Source organism: Streptomyces angustmyceticus, assembly GCF_019933235.1.
Lineage (GTDB): Bacteria > Actinomycetota > Actinomycetes > Streptomycetales > Streptomycetaceae > Streptomyces > Streptomyces angustmyceticus.
This window is the reverse complement of record NZ_CP082945.1, coordinates 4,564,947-4,581,830: the sequence shown is the minus strand read 5'-3', so window position 1 is coordinate 4,581,830 and position 16,884 is coordinate 4,564,947. Positions and strand designations below refer to the sequence as shown.

At 73.9% G+C, this 16,884-nt stretch carries 17 protein-coding genes; 3 read left to right on the top strand and 14 right to left on the bottom strand.

What is annotated here, in order from left to right; genetic code table 11:
• Positions 1-18 precede the first annotated feature (18 nt).
• Complete coding sequence (gene tsaB, locus K7396_RS20675) at positions 19-708, bottom strand: tRNA (adenosine(37)-N6)-threonylcarbamoyltransferase complex dimerization subunit type 1 TsaB (RefSeq protein ID WP_086719522.1); 690 nt, start codon at positions 706-708, stop codon at positions 19-21.
• 139 nt (positions 709-847) lie between these two features.
• On the opposite strand from tsaB, the gene K7396_RS20670 reads away from it, so the two are divergent.
• On the top strand, positions 848-1,414 hold the full coding sequence (locus K7396_RS20670; RefSeq protein WP_086719521.1) for a L,D-transpeptidase: 567 nt from the start codon (positions 848-850) through the stop codon (positions 1,412-1,414).
• A gap of 55 nt (positions 1,415-1,469) precedes the next feature.
• Here the strand turns inward: K7396_RS20670 and K7396_RS20665 are convergent, their stop codons facing one another.
• The 9 genes from K7396_RS20665 to K7396_RS20625 form a co-directional block, all read right to left on the bottom strand.
• Positions 1,470-1,742, bottom strand: a complete 273-nt coding sequence (locus tag K7396_RS20665) for a hypothetical protein (RefSeq protein ID WP_086719520.1) — start codon at positions 1,740-1,742, stop codon at positions 1,470-1,472.
• Between the two features lie 244 nt (positions 1,743-1,986).
• Positions 1,987-2,523 carry a tRNA (adenosine(37)-N6)-threonylcarbamoyltransferase complex ATPase subunit type 1 TsaE gene (gene tsaE, locus K7396_RS20660; protein ID WP_086719519.1) on the bottom strand — a complete coding sequence of 179 codons (537 nt, stop codon included), beginning with the start codon at positions 2,521-2,523 and terminating at the stop codon, positions 1,987-1,989.
• A gap of 149 nt (positions 2,524-2,672) precedes the next feature.
• Complete coding sequence (locus K7396_RS20655) at positions 2,673-4,004, bottom strand: alpha/beta fold hydrolase (protein ID WP_086719518.1); 1,332 nt, start codon at positions 4,002-4,004, stop codon at positions 2,673-2,675.
• Entirely contained in the window at positions 4,001-5,188 is a 1,188-nt protein-coding gene (gene alr / locus K7396_RS20650) for an alanine racemase (protein WP_086719517.1), read from the bottom strand. Before alr ends, K7396_RS20655 begins: the two co-directional genes overlap by 4 nt.
• A 59-nt stretch (positions 5,189-5,247) precedes the next feature.
• Positions 5,248-6,096 carry a L,D-transpeptidase gene (locus K7396_RS20645; protein WP_223660128.1) on the bottom strand — a complete coding sequence of 283 codons (849 nt, stop codon included), beginning with the start codon at positions 6,094-6,096 and terminating at the stop codon, positions 5,248-5,250.
• Between the two features lie 110 nt (positions 6,097-6,206).
• Positions 6,207-7,631, bottom strand: coding sequence for an NAD(P)H-hydrate dehydratase (locus tag K7396_RS20640; RefSeq protein WP_086719515.1), 1,425 nt, complete (start codon positions 7,629-7,631; stop codon positions 6,207-6,209).
• Between the two features lie 97 nt (positions 7,632-7,728).
• Positions 7,729-8,097, bottom strand: coding sequence for a holo-ACP synthase (locus K7396_RS20635; protein ID WP_086719514.1), 369 nt, complete (start codon positions 8,095-8,097; stop codon positions 7,729-7,731).
• Positions 8,094-9,941: a glutamine--fructose-6-phosphate transaminase (isomerizing) gene (gene glmS, locus K7396_RS20630; protein WP_086719513.1), complete on the bottom strand. Its 1,848-nt coding sequence runs from the start codon at positions 9,939-9,941 to the stop codon at positions 8,094-8,096. The genes K7396_RS20635 and glmS overlap by 4 nt, the downstream gene beginning before the upstream one ends.
• A gap of 24 nt (positions 9,942-9,965) precedes the next feature.
• A complete protein-coding gene (locus tag K7396_RS20625) occupies positions 9,966-10,244 on the bottom strand; it encodes a hypothetical protein (protein ID WP_223660126.1) in 279 nt (92 codons plus the stop codon).
• A 197-nt stretch (positions 10,245-10,441) separates the two neighbouring features.
• On the opposite strand from K7396_RS20625, the gene coaA reads away from it, so the two are divergent.
• The gene (gene coaA / locus K7396_RS20620) at positions 10,442-11,425 is read left to right on the top strand and encodes a type I pantothenate kinase (RefSeq protein WP_086719511.1); all 984 of its coding nucleotides are present in this window, start codon (positions 10,442-10,444) and stop codon (positions 11,423-11,425) included.
• A gap of 13 nt (positions 11,426-11,438) precedes the next feature.
• Complete coding sequence (locus K7396_RS20615) at positions 11,439-12,377, top strand: DUF389 domain-containing protein (protein ID WP_086719510.1); 939 nt, start codon at positions 11,439-11,441, stop codon at positions 12,375-12,377.
• Between the two features lie 84 nt (positions 12,378-12,461).
• Here the strand turns inward: K7396_RS20615 and glmM are convergent, their stop codons facing one another.
• From glmM to K7396_RS20595, 4 genes are all read right to left on the bottom strand, one after another.
• Positions 12,462-13,820: a phosphoglucosamine mutase gene (glmM, locus tag K7396_RS20610; RefSeq protein WP_086719509.1), complete on the bottom strand. Its 1,359-nt coding sequence runs from the start codon at positions 13,818-13,820 to the stop codon at positions 12,462-12,464.
• Positions 13,821-13,960: 140 nt separating this feature from the next.
• Positions 13,961-14,464, bottom strand: coding sequence for a 30S ribosomal protein S9 (gene rpsI / locus K7396_RS20605; protein ID WP_086719508.1), 504 nt, complete (start codon positions 14,462-14,464; stop codon positions 13,961-13,963).
• Positions 14,465-14,508: 44 nt separating this feature from the next.
• Positions 14,509-14,952 (bottom strand): 50S ribosomal protein L13, encoded by a 444-nt coding sequence (rplM, locus tag K7396_RS20600; RefSeq protein ID WP_042155907.1) that lies wholly within the window; start codon positions 14,950-14,952, stop codon positions 14,509-14,511.
• 293 nt (positions 14,953-15,245) lie between these two features.
• Complete coding sequence (locus K7396_RS20595; protein ID WP_086717633.1) at positions 15,246-16,880, bottom strand: ABC-F family ATP-binding cassette domain-containing protein; 1,635 nt, start codon at positions 16,878-16,880, stop codon at positions 15,246-15,248.
• Positions 16,881-16,884: the final 4 nt, after the last annotated feature.

Sequence of the window (16,884 nt, the reverse complement as noted above, 5' to 3'; positions counted from 1 at the left end):
CGGGCGACGGGCGGGTGGTCACCGGGGAGTGACCACCTTGTAGTTGGCGGGCACCTGGGCGTCCGGGCGGCGCAGGTACATCGGCTGCGGGGCGGGCAGCTCCTCGCCCGCGGCCAGCTTCGCGACGGCCAGCGCGGCCAGCGCCCCGGCGGACTGGTGCTCGGGGGCCTCGCGCCGCAGGCCGGTGAAGACGGTGTCGTAGAGCACGGCGCCCGCGCCCACGGCCGGGACGCCGGCCACCTGGTCGGCGATGTCCGCGGGGCGGTCGACGGCGGGCTCGCTCAGGCGGGTGATCAGGCGGGGCGCGGAGCCGCTCGTCGCGGGGCCGGCCTCGTAGCGTGCCCAGTAGACCTCCTTGCGGCGGGCGTCGGTGGCCGCGACGAAGGGCCCGGTGAGCCCGGAGGCATGGGCGAGGCCGTCCAGGCTGCACAGGCCGTGGACGGGCACGCCGAGCACCGCCCCGAAGGTCGCGGCGGTCACCAGGCCGACCCGCAGGCCGGTGTACGGCCCCGGGCCGACGCCGGCCACGATGTCGCTGACGTCGTCGAGTTTCCGTCCGGCCTCGGCCAGCACCCGGTCGACGGCGGGCAGCAGCAGCTCGCCGTGGCGGCGGGCGTCGACCTGGCGGGACTCGGCGAGGACCCGGGTGCCGTCGTGGAGCGCGACGGTGACGGCGGGGGTGGCGGTGTCAAGAGCTAGCAGCAGCACGCCCTCAAGACTACGGCTCGGCGGGCGGTACCCGTCGCGGTGCTACCGTCGCCCCGTAGCCCAGCAGCAAGCAGCCCGGCGTTCCAAGGCCCGGGGCTCCCCGCCGGTGGCAGGGAGAGGGAGGAAAGGTGGCACAGCGGTGCCCGCTAAGAGCAGCACGATCGTCACCGCGCTGACGACGGCCGCCGTGATCGTGGTCGGGGTGCTCGGCTACCAGGCCGCGGCGTCCGCTCCGGACACCCTCACCCAGGCCCGCAAGGCCGGCCACCACAGCACGCCCAAGAGTCACCGCGAGCGGGACAAGAAGGACAAGGCCCCCGCCCCGGCCCCGGTCCCCGACGCGTCCGGCACGGGCCGGCGGATCGTCTACTCGCTGGACGCCAAGCGGGTCTGGCTGGTGGGCGCGAACGACAAGGCGCTGCGCACGTACCGGGTCGCGCCGAGCGCGGTGAGCCCGCCGCTGGGGGCCTACGCGGTCGCCTCGCGGTCGGTGAGCGTCACGGGGTCGGACGGCATCGCCATCGAGCACGTGGTGCGGTTCGCCTCGGTGGACGGCGTCACCATCGGCTTCAGCGCGGCCGTCGACGGCTCCCTGCCCGAGCCGGGCTCGGCGAAGAAGACCGGCGGCATCCGCGAGTCGCGGGAGGACGGCAAGGCGATGTGGGACTTCGCCCTGCACGGCACCAAGGTCGTCGTGGTCTCCTGACCGCGCCGTGGTCTCCTGACCCCGCGCGGGGCCGTGCGCCCTTCGCCCTAACGGGCTACGCCGCGTCGCGGCCGCCGGTGGACGCGGTCCCCGGGCCCGCCGGGCGCTCCTCGTCCCGTGCGCCGTCCGCTTCCGGCGCCCCGGGTCCGTCCTGACGGGCCTCACCTGCGGCGTCGGGGGGTGTGGAGACGGCGCTGGCCGCGGCGCAGGCCGCGAGCAGTTCGTTCATGGTCGGCGTCTCGCGCGCCTCGTGCTCGACGCGCCCGTCCGCCGCGAAGGGGGCACTCCCGCGCCCTTCGGGCGTGGGGGAGGGCTGGTGGGCCGACATGGACGCCTCCCGGGGCTCCTGGGACGAGCGAAGAAGCCAGGCTCGCTACTTAGGCAGACCTAACTGGGGTCTCCACCCATGTCACCACGCCCGGCACCGGGTACGCAACATCTTACCGACGGCTTGTCGGAAACTACCGGGAGGAGTGGCGGGATCGCCGGCGCGCGGGTCCGCGCCGCTCGGGCCGCCTTCCCCGCCGCCGGCGGGCCCGGGGCGCCCCGGCAGATCCCGGGCGGGGCCGGAGTCAGCAGGTCTCCAGCGCGGGCAGGCCGGCGTCCGCCCAGCGCGCGCCGAGGCCGGTGACCGTCACCTCGCGCACATCGTCCACGTCGTCCGCGACGAGCCCGTCCGCGCCGCCCGGCGCCTCGGCCCCCACGGCACGCCCGATGACCACGTGCAGCCGGTCCTCGGACAGCTCCTCGACCTTGCCCTCGCCCCACTCCACGACCACCACCGACTCCGGCAGCGAGACATCGAGGTCCAGGTCCTCCATCTCGTCCAGCCCGCCGCCGAGCCGGTAGGCGTCGACGTGCACCAGCGCGGGGCCGCCGGTCAGCGGGGGGTGCACCCGGGCGATGACGAAGGTGGGCGAGGTCACGGCGCCGCGCACGCCCAGCCCCTCCCCCAGGCCGCGGGTCAGCGTGGTCTTGCCGGCGCCCAGCTCACCGGTGAGCAGCACCAGGTCGCCGGGGCGCAGCAGCGGGGCCAGCCGGCGGCCCAACTCCTGCATCTGTTCGGGAGACTTGACGGTCACGTGCGCAATCGCTCCGGTGGTGCTCATGCCGCAAATGGTACGTCCCGCCCGACGGGGCCCGGCCCACTCGCGTACGACGCCCCGGCGCGACCGCTGCCGGCCGCGCCCGCCCGGCCCGCTCCCCGGCGGACCCGGCGCGACGGGCTGCCCGGCCGCTGCCCGGCAGGCCCGTGGCCTCAGGCGCGGGCGTGGCGCGAGCTGCGGGCCGCCGCGCTCGCCCGCTCCACCAGCGACACCAGGTGCTCGTTCACCAGCTCGGGCCGCTCCAGCATCACCAGGTGCCCGGCACCGGGGACGCACACCAGCTCCGCGTGGGGCAGCACCTCGGCGATCGTCCGGCTGTGGTCGGCGGGGGTGATCAGATCGCTCTCCCCGGCGAGCACCAGCGCGGGCACCGCGTCGTAGGCCACCAGCGCCTCGGTCTTGTCGTGCACCGCGAACGCCGGGAAGAACTCGGCGACCACGTCGATCGGGGTCGCCTCGATCAGCCGCTCGCCGAAGCGGGCGATGCCCGGGTCCACCTTCTCGGGCGTCCCGAACGAGTACCGCTTGACCAGCCCGGCGAAGAGGTCGGCGGTGGCCCGCCGGCCCCGCTCGACGATCTCGCGCTGCCAGCCCAGCGCCTTGAGGACGCCCGGCGCGAGCCAGTGGAAGGCCTTGACGCCCATGGACGGCAGCCCGAAGCCGACCTCGCTGAGCCGGCCGGCGGAGGTGCCGATCAGGGCCACCCCGACCACCCGCTCCGCGACGTACTCGGGGAACTGGTCGGCCAGCGCCATCACCGTCATCCCGCCCATGGAGTGCCCGACCAGCACGATCGGCCCCTCGGGCACCGCGGCGTCCAGCACCGCCTTCAGGTCCCGGCCCAGCAGGTCGATGGTGACCGGTTCCGTACCGTCGATCTGGCCGTGGCCGCGCGAGGAGCGGCCGTGGCTGCGCTGGTCCCAGTGGACGGTGCGCACCGTGCCGCGCAGCGCGGAGCGCTGGAAGTGCCAGGAGTCCTGGCTCAGGCAGTAGCCGTGGCTGAAGACGACCGTGGGGGCCTGCGAGCGCCGGCCCAGCGCCGCCGTCAGCCGCTTGCGCAGGCCGCCGTGGGCCTCCTGCGCGGCGCGGGCCTCCTTGCCGCGGACCGGCTTGGCGGACCGGTCGTTCCTGCCGTGCTTGGGATGCTTGCCGTTCACCGCGGACCTGCCCGCGTCGTCCTTCTCCGGCGGGCCCGGCTCGTCGACCTCGTAGTACAGCTCGGTGCCGTCCTCGGCGACCGCGGCGCCCGGGGTGCCGCGCAGCGTGCCGTAGGGGCCGGCGGCGTCCAGGGCGAGCCGGGCGCGGCGCCGCATGCCGCGGCCGACCGTCAGCCGCTCTATCGCCACCCCGGCCGCGGCGCCCGCCGCGACCACGCCGATCGCGGCGCCGGCGAACCCGGCGTGCCGGCCCGCGCGTGCCCAGTTGCCGGCCACCTCGGCCGCCGTCTCGACCGCCTGCGCGGCGGCCTCGTGTCCGTCGGTCATGCCGTACCCCCCGCGAGCGCGCTGTCTCCTTCGGCCTGGCTCCGTGTGCCGCTGTCCACATAGACGCGCGGCACGCGGGATCCGATCCGGGTGACGATCTCATACCCGATGGTTCCGGCCACCCTGGCCCAGTCCTCCGCGGTCGGCTCGCCGCGGTCCCCGGGGCCGAAGAGCACGGCCGTGTCGCCCGGCTCGGCGTGCTCGCCGCCCAGGTCGACGACGAACTGGTCCATCGCGATCCGCCCGGCGACGGTCCGCCACCTGCCGGCGATCAGCACGGGGCCGACGCCGGAGGCGTGCCGCGGGATGCCGTCGGCGTAGCCCAGCGGGACCAGCGCCAGGGTGGTCTCCCCGGGCGTCGTGTACTGGTGGCCGTACGACACGCCGTGGCCGCCGGGCACCCGCTTGACGGAGGCGAGCGCGGCCTCCAGCGTCATCGCCGGCCGCAGCCCGAGTTCCCGGGAGGTGCCGAGTTCGGGGCCGGGCGAGATCCCGTAGATGCCGATGCCGGTGCGGACCAGGTCGAAGTGCGCCTCGGGCAGCGTCAGCAGCGCCGGGGTGTTGGCGATGTGCCGCACCTCGGGGCGCAGTCCGGCCGTCTCGGCGGTCTTGAGCGCCGCGTGGAAGACGTCCAGCTGGGCGGCGATCGAGGGGTGGCCGGGCTCGTCGGCGCAGGCGAAGTGCGACCAGACGCCGGTGACGGTCAGCGCGCCCTCGGCCTCGGCGGCGCGGGCCGCCGCGGTGAGTTCGGGCCAGTCGGCGGGCGGGCAGCCGTTGCGGCCGAGCCCGGTGTCGATCTTGAGCTGGACGCGGGCCGTGCGGCCGCATTCCCGGGCGGCCGCGGTCACTTCGCGCAGCGCCCACAGCCCGCTCACCGCGACGTCGATGTCCTCCTCGACCGCCCGCCGCCAGGGGCCGCCCGGCGTCCACAGCCAGCACATCAGGCGCCCGGTGTCACCGGCCGCGCGCAGCGCGAACGCCTCCTCGGGCAGGGCCGTGCCCAGCCAGCCCGCACCGGCCTCACGGGCGGCGCGCGCGCAGCGCACCGCGCCGTGGCCGTAGCCGTCGGACTTGACCACGGCCATCAGCTCGGCCCGGGGTGCACGGGCCCGCAGCGCGCCGACGTTCGACCGCACGGCGGCGACGTCGATGGCGGCACGGGCACGCTTCGCTGTCTCGTTCATCCCCCTCAGTGTCGCAGGCGCCGCCCCGACACCCCGGGGGACGGGCGGGGAAACCGCGCTCACACGCCGGGTTTCCGCCCCCAGACGTACACGATGTCCCCCTTCTTCAGCAGATCCCACAGCTTCCGCGCGTCCTCCCATGTGAGGTTGAGGCAGCCGTGCGAGCCCGGACCCTGGTAGATGTCGTCGTAGACGGCGTGCAGCGCCTCCCCGCGGTCGAAGAACTGCGCGAACGGCATGGACGTGTGGTACAGGTTCGAAATGTGGTGCCGGTGGCGCAGATAGATGCGGTACGTACCGGTACGGGTCTCCATCGTCGGCGCGCCGGAGCGCATCACGACCGGGTCGAAGATCACCCGCCCGTCCTGCTGGACCCACAGCAGCTGCCGGTTCAGATCGGCGCACACGGTCCGCTCCGGGCGGTCGGGGCAGTGGCCGGCCCGGTTGGGGTCCTTCCCGGCCTTCATCAGCCGCACCATCTGCCCGGTGACCGGCCCGGCGAACCCGGTCGCCGGCGCGATGCGGTGCGCCCGCTGGAACCGCCGGATCGCCCGGCAGTCCCCCGTGCTCTGCCGCCCGTCCGCCTGCCGCCCCAGATAGCGCTCCGCCTGCCGCTGGTAGGGCCCGGTGGACCGGCTGCACGCCGTCTCGGCGCCGGGGCGCACCGCCTCGGGCCGCGGCACGCGCTCGATGTGCCACCGCTGCCCGCGCGTGTGCGCCCGTCCCGGGGTCTCCCGCGCCGCCGCGCGCAGCTCGCGCGCGAGGCCGGGGACCAGGTCGTAGGCCGGGTACGGGGCGGCCCCCGGGACCGCACGCGCGGTGGGCGACGGCGCCGCGGCCACCGCGGGCGGCCCGGCGACGACGAGCAGCGAGGCGCAGACCAGCAGCGCGGGAAGAGTGCGTTTCATGCCCTGACGCATGCCGTGGCCGCGCGCCCGCCCCGCGCCACGGGCGCCAGGTTCGCCCTGGTGCCCGCGCCATTCCCCCGCGGGGCGTAACGCCGGCCCGCCACCTCCTGTCACTCCGTCACATCGCGCCAGGCGTCGGGGAGATGGGCCGCCACCTCCGAGGCCAGGATCGGCGCGCCGGCCGGCCCGGCCGCCCGGCGGGCCGCCAGCCCGTGCAGGTACGCACCGGCCGATCCCGCGTCCCGCGTGGCCAGTCCCGCGGCGAGCAGCGAGCCCGTCAGCCCCGACAGCACGTCCCCGCTCCCGGCCGTCGCCAGCCAGCCGGTCCCGGTGGGGTTGACCCGCACCGGCCCCCGCGCGTCCGCCACCAGCGTCGTCGAGCCCTTGAGCAGCACCGTGGCGCCGTAGCGCGCCGCCAACTCCCGTACGCAGACGAGCCGGGCCGCCTCGACCTCCTCGCGTCCGCGTCCGAGCAGCGCGGCGGCCTCCCCGGCGTGCGGCGTCAGCAGCGTCCCGGCCGTCCGCGCCCGGACCCGCTCCGGGGTCAGGAACCGCAGCCCGTCCGCGTCCACCAGCACCGGGACCTCCGCCGCGAGCACGTCGTCCAGCGCGTCCGACTCGTCGCCGAGGCCGGGGCCGATCACCCACGCCTGCACCCGGCCGGCCTTGTCGGGCGGCCCGGCGTGCACCAGCGTCTCCGGGAACCGCGCGAGCACCGCCTCGGCGGCCGGCCCGACATAGCGCACGGCCCCCGCGCCGCCCCGCAGCGCGCCCGCCACCGCGAGCACCGCCGCCCCCGGGTAGCGCGCGGACCCGGCGACCACCCCGACCACGCCCCGCCGGTACTTGTCGCTCTCGGGCGCCGGACGCGGCAGCAGCTCCGCCACGTCCGCGTGCTGCAGCGCCTCCGCGTCGGCCTCCCGCGGCAGCTCCAGTCCGATGTCGACCAGCCGCAGCGCCCCGGCCCGCTCCCGCGCCGGGTCGATCAGCAGCCCCGGCTTGTACGCGCCGAACGTCACCGTCGCGTCGGCCCGTACGGCGTCCCCGGGCACCTCGCCGCTGTCCGCGTCCACCCCGCTGGGCAGGTCGACGGCGAGCACCGGCGCCGACTCCCATGCCGTGCGCACCAGTTGCGCGGCGTCCGGGCGCAGCCCGCCCCGCCCCCCGATCCCGACGATCCCGTCCACGGCCAGATCGGCCCGCGCGAGGTCCCGCGCGGGGTCGGCCGAGACGCGTCCCCCGGCCGCCCGCAGCGCGGCCAGCCCGCCGGGGTGCGCCCGTTCGGGCGAGAGCAGCACGGCCGCCACCCCGGCGCCGCGGCGCGCCAGCCGGGCGCCGGCGTACAGCGCGTCCCCGCCGTTGTCGCCGCTGCCCACCAGCAGCACCACCCGGGAGCCGTACACCCGGCCCAGCAACTCCGCGCAGGCGACGGCCAGTCCGGCCGCCGCCCGCTGCATCAGGGCCCCTTCGGGCAAGCGGGCCATGAGCTCCCGCTCCGCGGCCCGCACGGTCTCCACGCTGTAGGCAGTCCTCATACGGACAAGTCTCGCCCCTCGCCCGCGGGGTGCGGCGGATTTCCCCGGGCGGGGACGGCGCCCGTCCCCGGCGGGCGGGAACGGGCGCCGTACGGTCTCACGCCTCGGCGATCACCACGGCGGAGGCGACCCCCGCGTCATGGCTCAGCGAGACGTGCCAGCCGCGGACCCCGAGCTCCTTGGCGCGCGCCTCGACGGTCCCGCGCACCCGCAGCCGCGGCTGCCCGCTGTCCTCGACGTACACCTCGGCATCGGTCCAGTGCAGCCCGCTCGGCGCGCCGAGCGCCTTGGCCAGCGCCTCCTTGGCGGCGAAGCGGGCCGCCAGCGACGCGATGCCGCGGCGCTCGCCGCTGGGCAGCAGCAGCTCCTCGGTGAGGAACAGCCGGCGCGCCAGCTCCGGCGTCCGCTCCAGCGCCGCGCCGAAGCGGTCGATCTCCGCGACGTCGATCCCGACTCCGATGATCACTCCACCGTCACCGACTTGGCGAGGTTGCGCGGCTGGTCGACCTCGTTGCCACGGGCGGTGGCCAGCTCGCAGGCGAACACCTGCAGCGGGACGGTGGACACCAGCGGCTGCAGCAGCACCGGCGTCCGGGGGATGCGCACCAGGTGGTCGGCGTAGGGCACCACCGTCTCGTCGCCCTCCTCCGCGATCACGATGGTCCGGGCGCCCCGGGCCCGGATCTCCTGGATGTTCGACACGATCTTGTCGTGCAGGACGGACCGTCCGCGCGGCGACGGCACGACCACCACCACCGGCAGGTCGTCCTCGATCAGCGCGATCGGCCCGTGCTTGAGCTCCCCGGCCGCGAAGCCCTCGGCGTGCATGTACGCGAGCTCCTTGAGCTTCAGCGCGCCCTCCAGCGCCACCGGGTAGCCCACGTGCCGGCCGAGGAACAGCACGGTGTTCTTGTCGGCGAGGGAGCGCGCCAGCGCCCGCACCGGCTCCATCGTCCCGAGCACCTGCTCGACCTGGGTGCCGATGGCCGCCAGTTCGCGCACCACGTCGCGGATCTCGTCGCCCCACTTGGTGCCCCGCACCTGCGCGACGTACAGCGCCACCAGGTAGCAGGCCACCAGCTGGGTCAGGAACGCCTTGGTGGAGGCCACCGCGACCTCCGGCCCGGCGTGGGTGTACAGCACCGCGTCCGACTCGCGCGGGATGGTCGAGCCGTTGGTGTTGCAGATGGCCAGCACCTTGGCGCCCTGCTCACGGGCGTGGCGCAGCGCCATCAAGGTGTCCATGGTCTCGCCGGACTGGCTGATGGCGATCACCAGCGTCCGCCGGTCCAGGATCGGGTCGCGGTAGCGGAACTCGCTCGCCAGCTCCGTCTCGCAGGGGATCCGCGTCCAGTGCTCGATCGCGTACTTGGCGATCATCCCCGCGTGGTACGCCGTGCCGCACGCCACGATCACGACCTTGTCGACCTCGCGCAGCACCGCCGGCGGGATCCGCACCTCGTCCAGGGACAGCACGCCCGACCCGTCGATCCGCCCCAGCAGCGTGTCGGCCACGGCCTTCGGCTGCTCGGCGATCTCCTTGAGCATGAAGTAGTCGTAGCCGCCCTTCTCGGCGGCCGAGGCGTCCCAGTCGACGTGGTACTCGCGCACCTCGGCGGGCGCCCCCTCGAAGTCGGTGACCGTCACCGACTCCCGGCGCAGCTCCACGACCTGGTCCTGGCCCAGCTCGATCGCCTCCCGGGTGTGCGCGATGAACGCCGCCACGTCCGAGGCGAGGAACGCCTCGCCGTCCCCGACGCCCACCACCAGCGGCGAGTTCCGGCGCGCGCCGACCACCACGTCCGGCTCATCGGCGTGCACCGCGACCAGCGTGAACGCGCCCTCCAGCCGCCGGCACACCTGCCGCATCGCCTCGGCCAGCTCCCCGCAGGACGAGTAGGACTCGGCGAGCAGGTGCGCCACGACCTCGGTGTCCGTCTCGGACGCCAACTCGTGCCCGCGGTCGGTGAGTTCGGCGCGCAGCCCGGCGAAGTTCTCGATGATGCCGTTGTGCACGACGCAGACCCGGCCGGCGTTGTCGAGATGCGGATGGGCGTTCTCGTCGGTCGGCCCGCCATGGGTGGCCCACCGGGTGTGCCCGATACCGGCCGCCCCGGCCGGCAGCGGACGGTCCGCCAGCTCCTTCTCCAGGTTGGCGAGTTTCCCGGCCTTCTTCGCCGCTGCCAGCCCGCCATCGGCCAGCACGGCGACACCCGCCGAGTCGTAGCCGCGATACTCCAGCCGCTTCAATCCGGCCAGGACGACGTCCAGGGCGCTCTGCCCGCCCACATATCCCACGATTCCGCACATGAGGGCAGCGTACGCCGGGGCCCCTCAATACCCCCGTGCTATCCGCGCGTGCGCCTCGCGCACGGTGTCCAGGAACTCCTCGTCCGCCTCCGCGTCCGCCCCCGGGCCGCTGCCCGGCTCGAAGCCCTCCAGGACGTCGTCGAGATCCTCGCCCAGGTCCTCGTCCGGGAGCTGCTCCGCGAGCTCCGCGTACACCCGCGCGGCGAATCCGTCCGACGCGGCTTCCGCCGCCCGGTCGTCGTCCGCGCCCCTGGTCCTCCCCCACGGCCGCTGTCCCAGCAGGCCGGCCCTACGCGCTCGCACACGCACCCCTTGTTTCGTCCACGGCCCGCAGCCGGGCCTCTCCCCGCCGCCGACCGTACCGGGCAATATCCGCCGGGTACAGACACGCAGGCAGCAAGGCCCCCAAGCCGTCCCCGACATCCACAAGACCCTCCCCACCGGACGCCGCCGGGACACCCCAAGATGAACGGCGTGTGGCGGCTGCGCACAATGGGCCCGTGCCCCTGACGACCGATCCGCAGCAACGACGCCGCGCCGAGCGCTCCCCGTACGTCGATCTGACGCGCGCGCAGTGGAGCGCCCTTCGGGAGAAGACCCCGCTGCCCCTGACGGCCGACGAGGTCGAACGGCTGCGGGGCCTGGGCGACGTCATCGACCTCGACGAGGTACGCGACGTCTACCTCCCGCTGTCCCGGCTCCTCAACCTCTACGTCGGCGCCACCAGCAACCTGCGCGGCGCGCTGAACACCTTCCTCGGCGACGCGGGCGGCGGCCCCCAGACCGGCACCCCGTTCGTCATCGGGGTCGCCGGCAGCGTCGCCGTCGGGAAGTCCACCACCGCCCGGCTGCTGCAAGCGCTGCTGGCCCGGTGGCCCGAGCACCCGCGGGTCGAACTGGTCACCACCGACGGTTTCCTGTTCCCCAACGGCGAGCTGCACCGCCGCGGCCTGATGTCCCGCAAGGGCTTCCCGGAGTCCTACGACCGGCGGGCGCTGACCCGCTTCGTCGCGGACGTGAAGGCCGGCAAGGCCGAGGTGACCGCGCCGGTCTACTCGCACCTGATCTACGACATCGTGCCCGGCGAGCGGCTGACCGTGCACCGCCCCGACATCCTCATCGTCGAGGGCCTGAACGTCCTGCAGCCGGCGCTGCCCGGCAAGGACGGCCGCACCCGCCTCGGTCTCGCCGACTTCTTCGACTTCTCCGTCTACGTCGACGCCCGCACCGAGGACATCGAGAAGTGGTACCTCGGCCGCTTCCGCAAGCTGCGCGAGACCGCCTTCCAGAACCCGTTCTCGTACTTCCGCAAGTACACCCAGGTCTCCGAGGACGAGGCCCTCGACTACGCCCGCATGATCTGGCGCACCGTCAACAAGCCCAACCTGCAGCAGAACGTCGCCCCCACCCGCGGCCGCGCCAACCTGGTGCTGCGCAAGGGACCGGACCACAAGGTGCAGCGCCTGTCGCTGCGCAAGCTCTAGGGAGTCGCCCGCCGTGCTGCATCTACGCCTGATCGTTCCCGGGGACCGCACGGACGAGGTGCTCCGGCTGCTGGAGACCACGGTGGGGGTGACCCATCTGGTGGTGCTCGGCGGGGCGGCCCGCGACCCGCAGGGCGACGTGGTGATGTGCGACGTCGCCCGGGAGGCCGGTGACGGACTGCTCGCCCGGCTGCGGGAGACGGGTCTCGACACCACCGGGTCGATCGCGATCGAGAACATCGACCTGTCGCTGTCCCGGCGCGCCGACCGGGCGGAGGACGAGGCGCCCGGCGAGGGCGCGGACGCCGTGCTATGGGAGTCGCTGGCCGACGCCACCCACGAGGAGTCCACGCTCTCCGCGACCTATCTGGCGTTCCTGGCCCTCGCGACGATGATCGCGGCCTGTGGTGTGGTGCTGGACAACGCCATTTTGATCGTCGGCGCGATGGCGGTCGGCCCCGAGTTCGGCCCGCTGGCCGGCATCTCCACGGCCCTGGTGCGGCGCGCCCCGCGGCTGGCCTGGCGCTCGCTGGTGGCGCTGGTCGTCGGCTTCGTCGTGGCCATGGTGCTGACCTGCGGCTTCAGCTACTTCATGGACGCGGTGGGACTGTTCACGGAGCACCAGGTCGAGGGCCCGCGGCCCAACACGTCGTTCATCTGGCAGCCGGACTGGATGTCGTTCGTGGTGGCCTTCCTCGCCGGTGTCGCCGGCACCCTCTCGCTGACCTCGGCGAAGTCCGGTGCTCTGGTGGGCGTGGCGATCTCCGTGACGACCGTCCCCGCCGCCGCCAACGCCGCGGTCGCCTTCACCTACGGCGACTACGCGCAGACCTGGGGCTCCTCCACCCAGCTCGGGCTGAACCTGGCGGGCATCGTGCTCGCCGGCACCCTCACCCTGGTCACCCAGAAGCTCCTGTGGGCCCGGCACCACACCGGTCCGCGGACCGGCTAGCCCCCGCGCCGCGAACCCGGCCCACGGCGAAGGCCCCGCCCCGTACAGGGACCGGGGCCTTCGCCGTGCCAGGACAGGGCCGGGCTAGCCCAGCGCGGACTTGACCGCGTCGGCCAGCCGCTCGGCCACCGCCCGCGCCTGCTCGATGTCCGCGGCCTCCACCATCACCCGCACCAGCGGCTCGGTGCCGGACGGCCGCAGCAGCACCCGGCCGGTGGCGCCCAGCTCCCGCTCGGCCTCGGCGACCGCGGCGGTCAGCTCGGGAGCGGTGGCCACCCGCGTCCTGTCGACGTCGGGGACGTTGATGAGGATCTGCGGCAGCCGCTCCATGACGCCCGCCAGCTCGGCCAGCGACCGGCCGGTCGCGGCGACCCGGGCACCCAGCATCAGGCCCGTCAGCGTGCCGTCGCCGGTGGTGGCGTGGTCGAGCACGATCACATGCCCGGACTGCTCACCGCCCAGCGCGAAGCCGTGCGCCTTCATCTCCTCCAGGACGTAACGGTCGCCCACCGCGGTCCGCACGAGGTCGATGCCCGCGCGCTCCATGGCGAGCTTGAAGCCCAGGTTGGACATCACGGTGGCGACGACGGTGTTCTTGCGCAGCATCCCCGCCTCGCGCATCCCCAGCGCCAGGACGGCCAGGATCTGGTCGCCGTCGACCTCGTTGCCCTCGCGGTCCACGGCCAGGCAGCGGTCCGCGTCGCCGTCGTGGGCGACGCCGAGGTCGGCGCCGTGCTCGACCACGGCCGCGCGCAGCAGCCCCAGGTGGGTGGAGCCGCAGCCGTCGTTGATGTTCAGGCCGTCGGGCTCGGTGCCGATCGTGATGACCTCGGCGCCGGCCCGCGCGAACGCCTCGGGCGAGACCCGCGCCGCCGCGCCGTGGGCGCCGTCGATGACGACCTTCAGCCCGTCCAGGCGGTTGGGCAGCACGCCGACGAGGTGCGCGACGTAGTTGTCGAAACCCTCGTCGTAGACGGTGACCCGGCCCACGCCGGCGCCGGTCGGCCGCTCCCAGGGCTCACCGGAGCTGTGCGCCCGGTAGGTCTCCTCGATGCGGTCCTCCAGCTCGTCGGCGAGCTTGTGGCCGCCGCGGGCGAAGAACTTGATGCCGTTGTCGGGCATCGGGTTGTGGCTGGCGGAGAGCATCACGCCGAGGTCCGCGCCGAGCGAGCCGGTCAGATAGGCGACCGCCGGGGTCGGGAGCACACCCACCCGCAGCACGTCCACGCCGGCGCTGGCCAGGCCCGCGACGACCGCGGCCTCCAGGAACTCACCGGACGCGCGTGGATCGCGTCCGACCACCGCCACCGGCCGGTGACCTTCGAAGGTGCCGGCTTCGGCGAGTACATGCGCCGCAGCGACCGACAGACCGAGCGCCAGCTCCGCCGTCAGGTCCGCATTGGCGACACCGCGCACACCGTCAGTGCCGAAGAGTCGTCCCACTGGTGTCCTCCGAGTAGATGAGCTTGGACCAGAGCATGAAGTCCAGGTATACGCCCCTGGTCCCGGATAGCCGAACGCCCCGGCAGCACGGAGGTGCCACCGGGGCGTTCGCCAAGAGCTGCATGGTGCAGCGCGCGCGGTTAGCGCTTGCTGTACTGCGGCGCCTTACGGGCCTTCTTCAGACCGGCCTTCTTGCGCTCGACCGCACGGTCGTCACGCTTGAGGAATCCGGCCTTCTTCAGCGCGCCGCGGTTGTTGTCCACGTCCGCCTCGTTCAGCGCACGGGCCACACCCAGGCGCAGCGCACCGGCCTGGCCGGAGATGCCGCCGCCGGAGATGCGGGCCACGACGTCGTAGCGGTTGTCGAGCTCGAGCACCTTGAAGGGCTCGTTGACTTCCTGCTGGTGCACCTTGTTGGGGAAGTAGCCCTCGAGGGTGCGACCGTTGATCTTCCACTGGCCGGTGCCCGGGACGATCCGGACGCGGGCGATGGCGTTCTTGCGACGGCCCAGGCCGGCCGCGGGCTGCGGGTCGCCGAAGCGGGAGGCGAGGGACTCGGAGGTGTACTCCGACTCCACGACCTCGGTCTCGGTGGTGTACTCCTCGACCTCGTCCAGCGGGGTCTCGGGGGTGGTCTCAGCCACGATGCTCCTTGAGAATTCTCTGTCGTCTTAGGGGGTGGCCGGACTTACTGCGCGACCTGGGTGATCTCGAACGGGACCGGCTGCTGCGCAGCGTGCGGGTGCTCGGCGCCCGCGTAGACCTTCAGCTTCGAGAGCATCTGACGGCCGAGGGTGTTCTTGGGGAGCATGCCCTTGATGGCCTTCTCGACGGCCTTCTCGGGGTTCTTGTCGAGCAGCTCGTCGTAGCGGACGGAGCGCAGACCACCCGGGAAGCCCGAGTGGCGGTAGGCCATCTTCTGGGTCCGCTTGTTGCCGGACAGGTGCACCTTGTCGGCGTTGACGATGATGACGAAGTCACCCATGTCAACGTGCGGCGCGTAGACCGGCTTGTGCTTGCCCCGCAGGAGGGACGCGGCCTGGCTGGCCAGACGGCCCAGGACAACGTCCTGCGCGTCAATGATGTGCCACTGGCGCTGGACATCGCCGGGCTTGGGGCTGAACGTACGCACGTCTTAGCCTTCGCTTCTGAGTGAATGGGTCCTGTACTGGCCGCCGTGGCCGATCACGCAGCAGGGCGGCACTACGGGTGACGCAACCCGATCGTCCGCCGCTGGTCATCGGCCCAGGGACCGGCGTAAGGGCCCCTCACGTGAGATAGAGCAAGCCAATACGCATAACGAACCAGCAGAATACCGGGCCGTCCCCAGCGGGGTCAAAACGCCCCCCGGACCGGCGCGCGGCCCCCGTCCCGCCGCCCCGCACCGTCACCGCCGGTGCCGCCCCGGCCACCCGGAGAGACCGCCTAGCGCCGCCGCTCCACCCGCCGCTCGTCCCACACCGGCTCCGGCGTCTCCCGGACCAGCCCGTCCGAGCCGAACACCAGGAACCGGTCGAAGGACCGCGCGAACCACCGGTCGTGCGTCACCGCCACCACCGTGCCCTCGTACGCCTCCAGCCCCTCCTGCAGCGCCTCCGCCGACTCCAGGTCCAGGTTGTCCGTCGGCTCGTCGAGCAGCAGGGCCGTCGTGCCGGACAGCTCCAGCAGCAGGATCTGGAAGCGCGCCTGCTGGCCGCCGGAGAGCCGCTCGAAGCGCTGCTCGGCCTGCTGCTCCAGCTCGTAGCGGCGCAGCGCCGACATGGCCTGGCCCTTGTCCCTGGCGTGCTCGGTCCACAGGATGTCGAGCAGGGTCCGGCCCATCAGCTCGGGGTGGGCGTGGGTCTGCGCGAAGTGGCCGGGGACGACCCGGGCGCCCAGCTTCCAGCTGCCGGTGTGCGCGACGGGGTTCTCCTCGTCGCCGGCCAGCAGACGCAGGAAGTGCGACTTGCCGGAGCCGTTGGAGCCGAGGACCGCGACCCGCTCGCCGTAGAAGATCTCCAGGTCGAACGGCTTCATCAGGCCGGTGAGCTCCAGGTTCTCGCAGGTCACCGCCCGGACGCCGGTGCGCCCGCCGCGCAGCCGCATCGTGATGTCCTGCTCGCGCGGCGGCTCCGGCGGCGGCCCGGCCTCCTCGAACTTCCGCAGCCGGGTCTGCGCCGCCGCGTAGCGCGAGGCCATCTCATGGCTGACCGAGGCCGCCTGCCGCAGCGAGACCACCAGCTTCTTCAGCTGCGCGTGCTTCTCGTCCCAGCGCCGCCGCAGCTCCTCGAAGCGGGCGAAGCGCTCCTTGCGCGCCTGGTGGTAGGTGTCGAAGCCGCCGCCGTGCACCCAGACGTCGGAACCCGCCGGTCCCGGCTCGACGCTGACGATCTTCTCCGCGGCGCGGGCCAGCAGCTCCCGGTCGTGGGAGACGAACAACACGGTCTTGCGGGTGGTGCGCAGCTGCTCCTCCAGCCAGCGCTTGCCGGGCACGTCCAGATAGTTGTCCGGCTCGTCCAGCAGCAGCACCTCGTCGGTGCCGCGCAGCAGCGACTCCAGCACCAGCCGCTTCTGCTCGCCCCCGGACAGGGTGCGCACCTTGCGCCACTGCGCCTTCTCGTACGGCATCCCCAGCGCCGCCGTCGTGCAGATGTCCCAGGCCGTCTCGGCCTCGTAGCCGCGCGCCTCGGCCCAGTCGCTGAGCGCCTGGGCGTAGGCCATCTGCGCGGCCTCGTCGTCGCCCTCGGCGGTCATCATCGCCAGCTCCGCGGCGTCGACCGCGGCCGCCGCCTGCCGGATCCGCGGCTGCGCCACGGAGACCAGCAGGTCGCGCACCGTGCGCTCGTCCCGTACCGAGCCCACGAACTGCGGCATCACGCCCAGCCCGCCGCTGACGGTCACCGCCCCGCCGTGCGGCTGCAGCTCCCCCGCGATCAGGCGCAGCAGCGTCGTCTTGCCCGCGCCGTTGGCGCCCACCAGCGCGACCGACGCGCCCTCTCCCACCCGGAAGGACACATCCCCCAGCAGGACCCTCCCGTCCGGCAGGCAGTACTCCAGATGTCCGGCCTCAAGATGTCCCATGAGC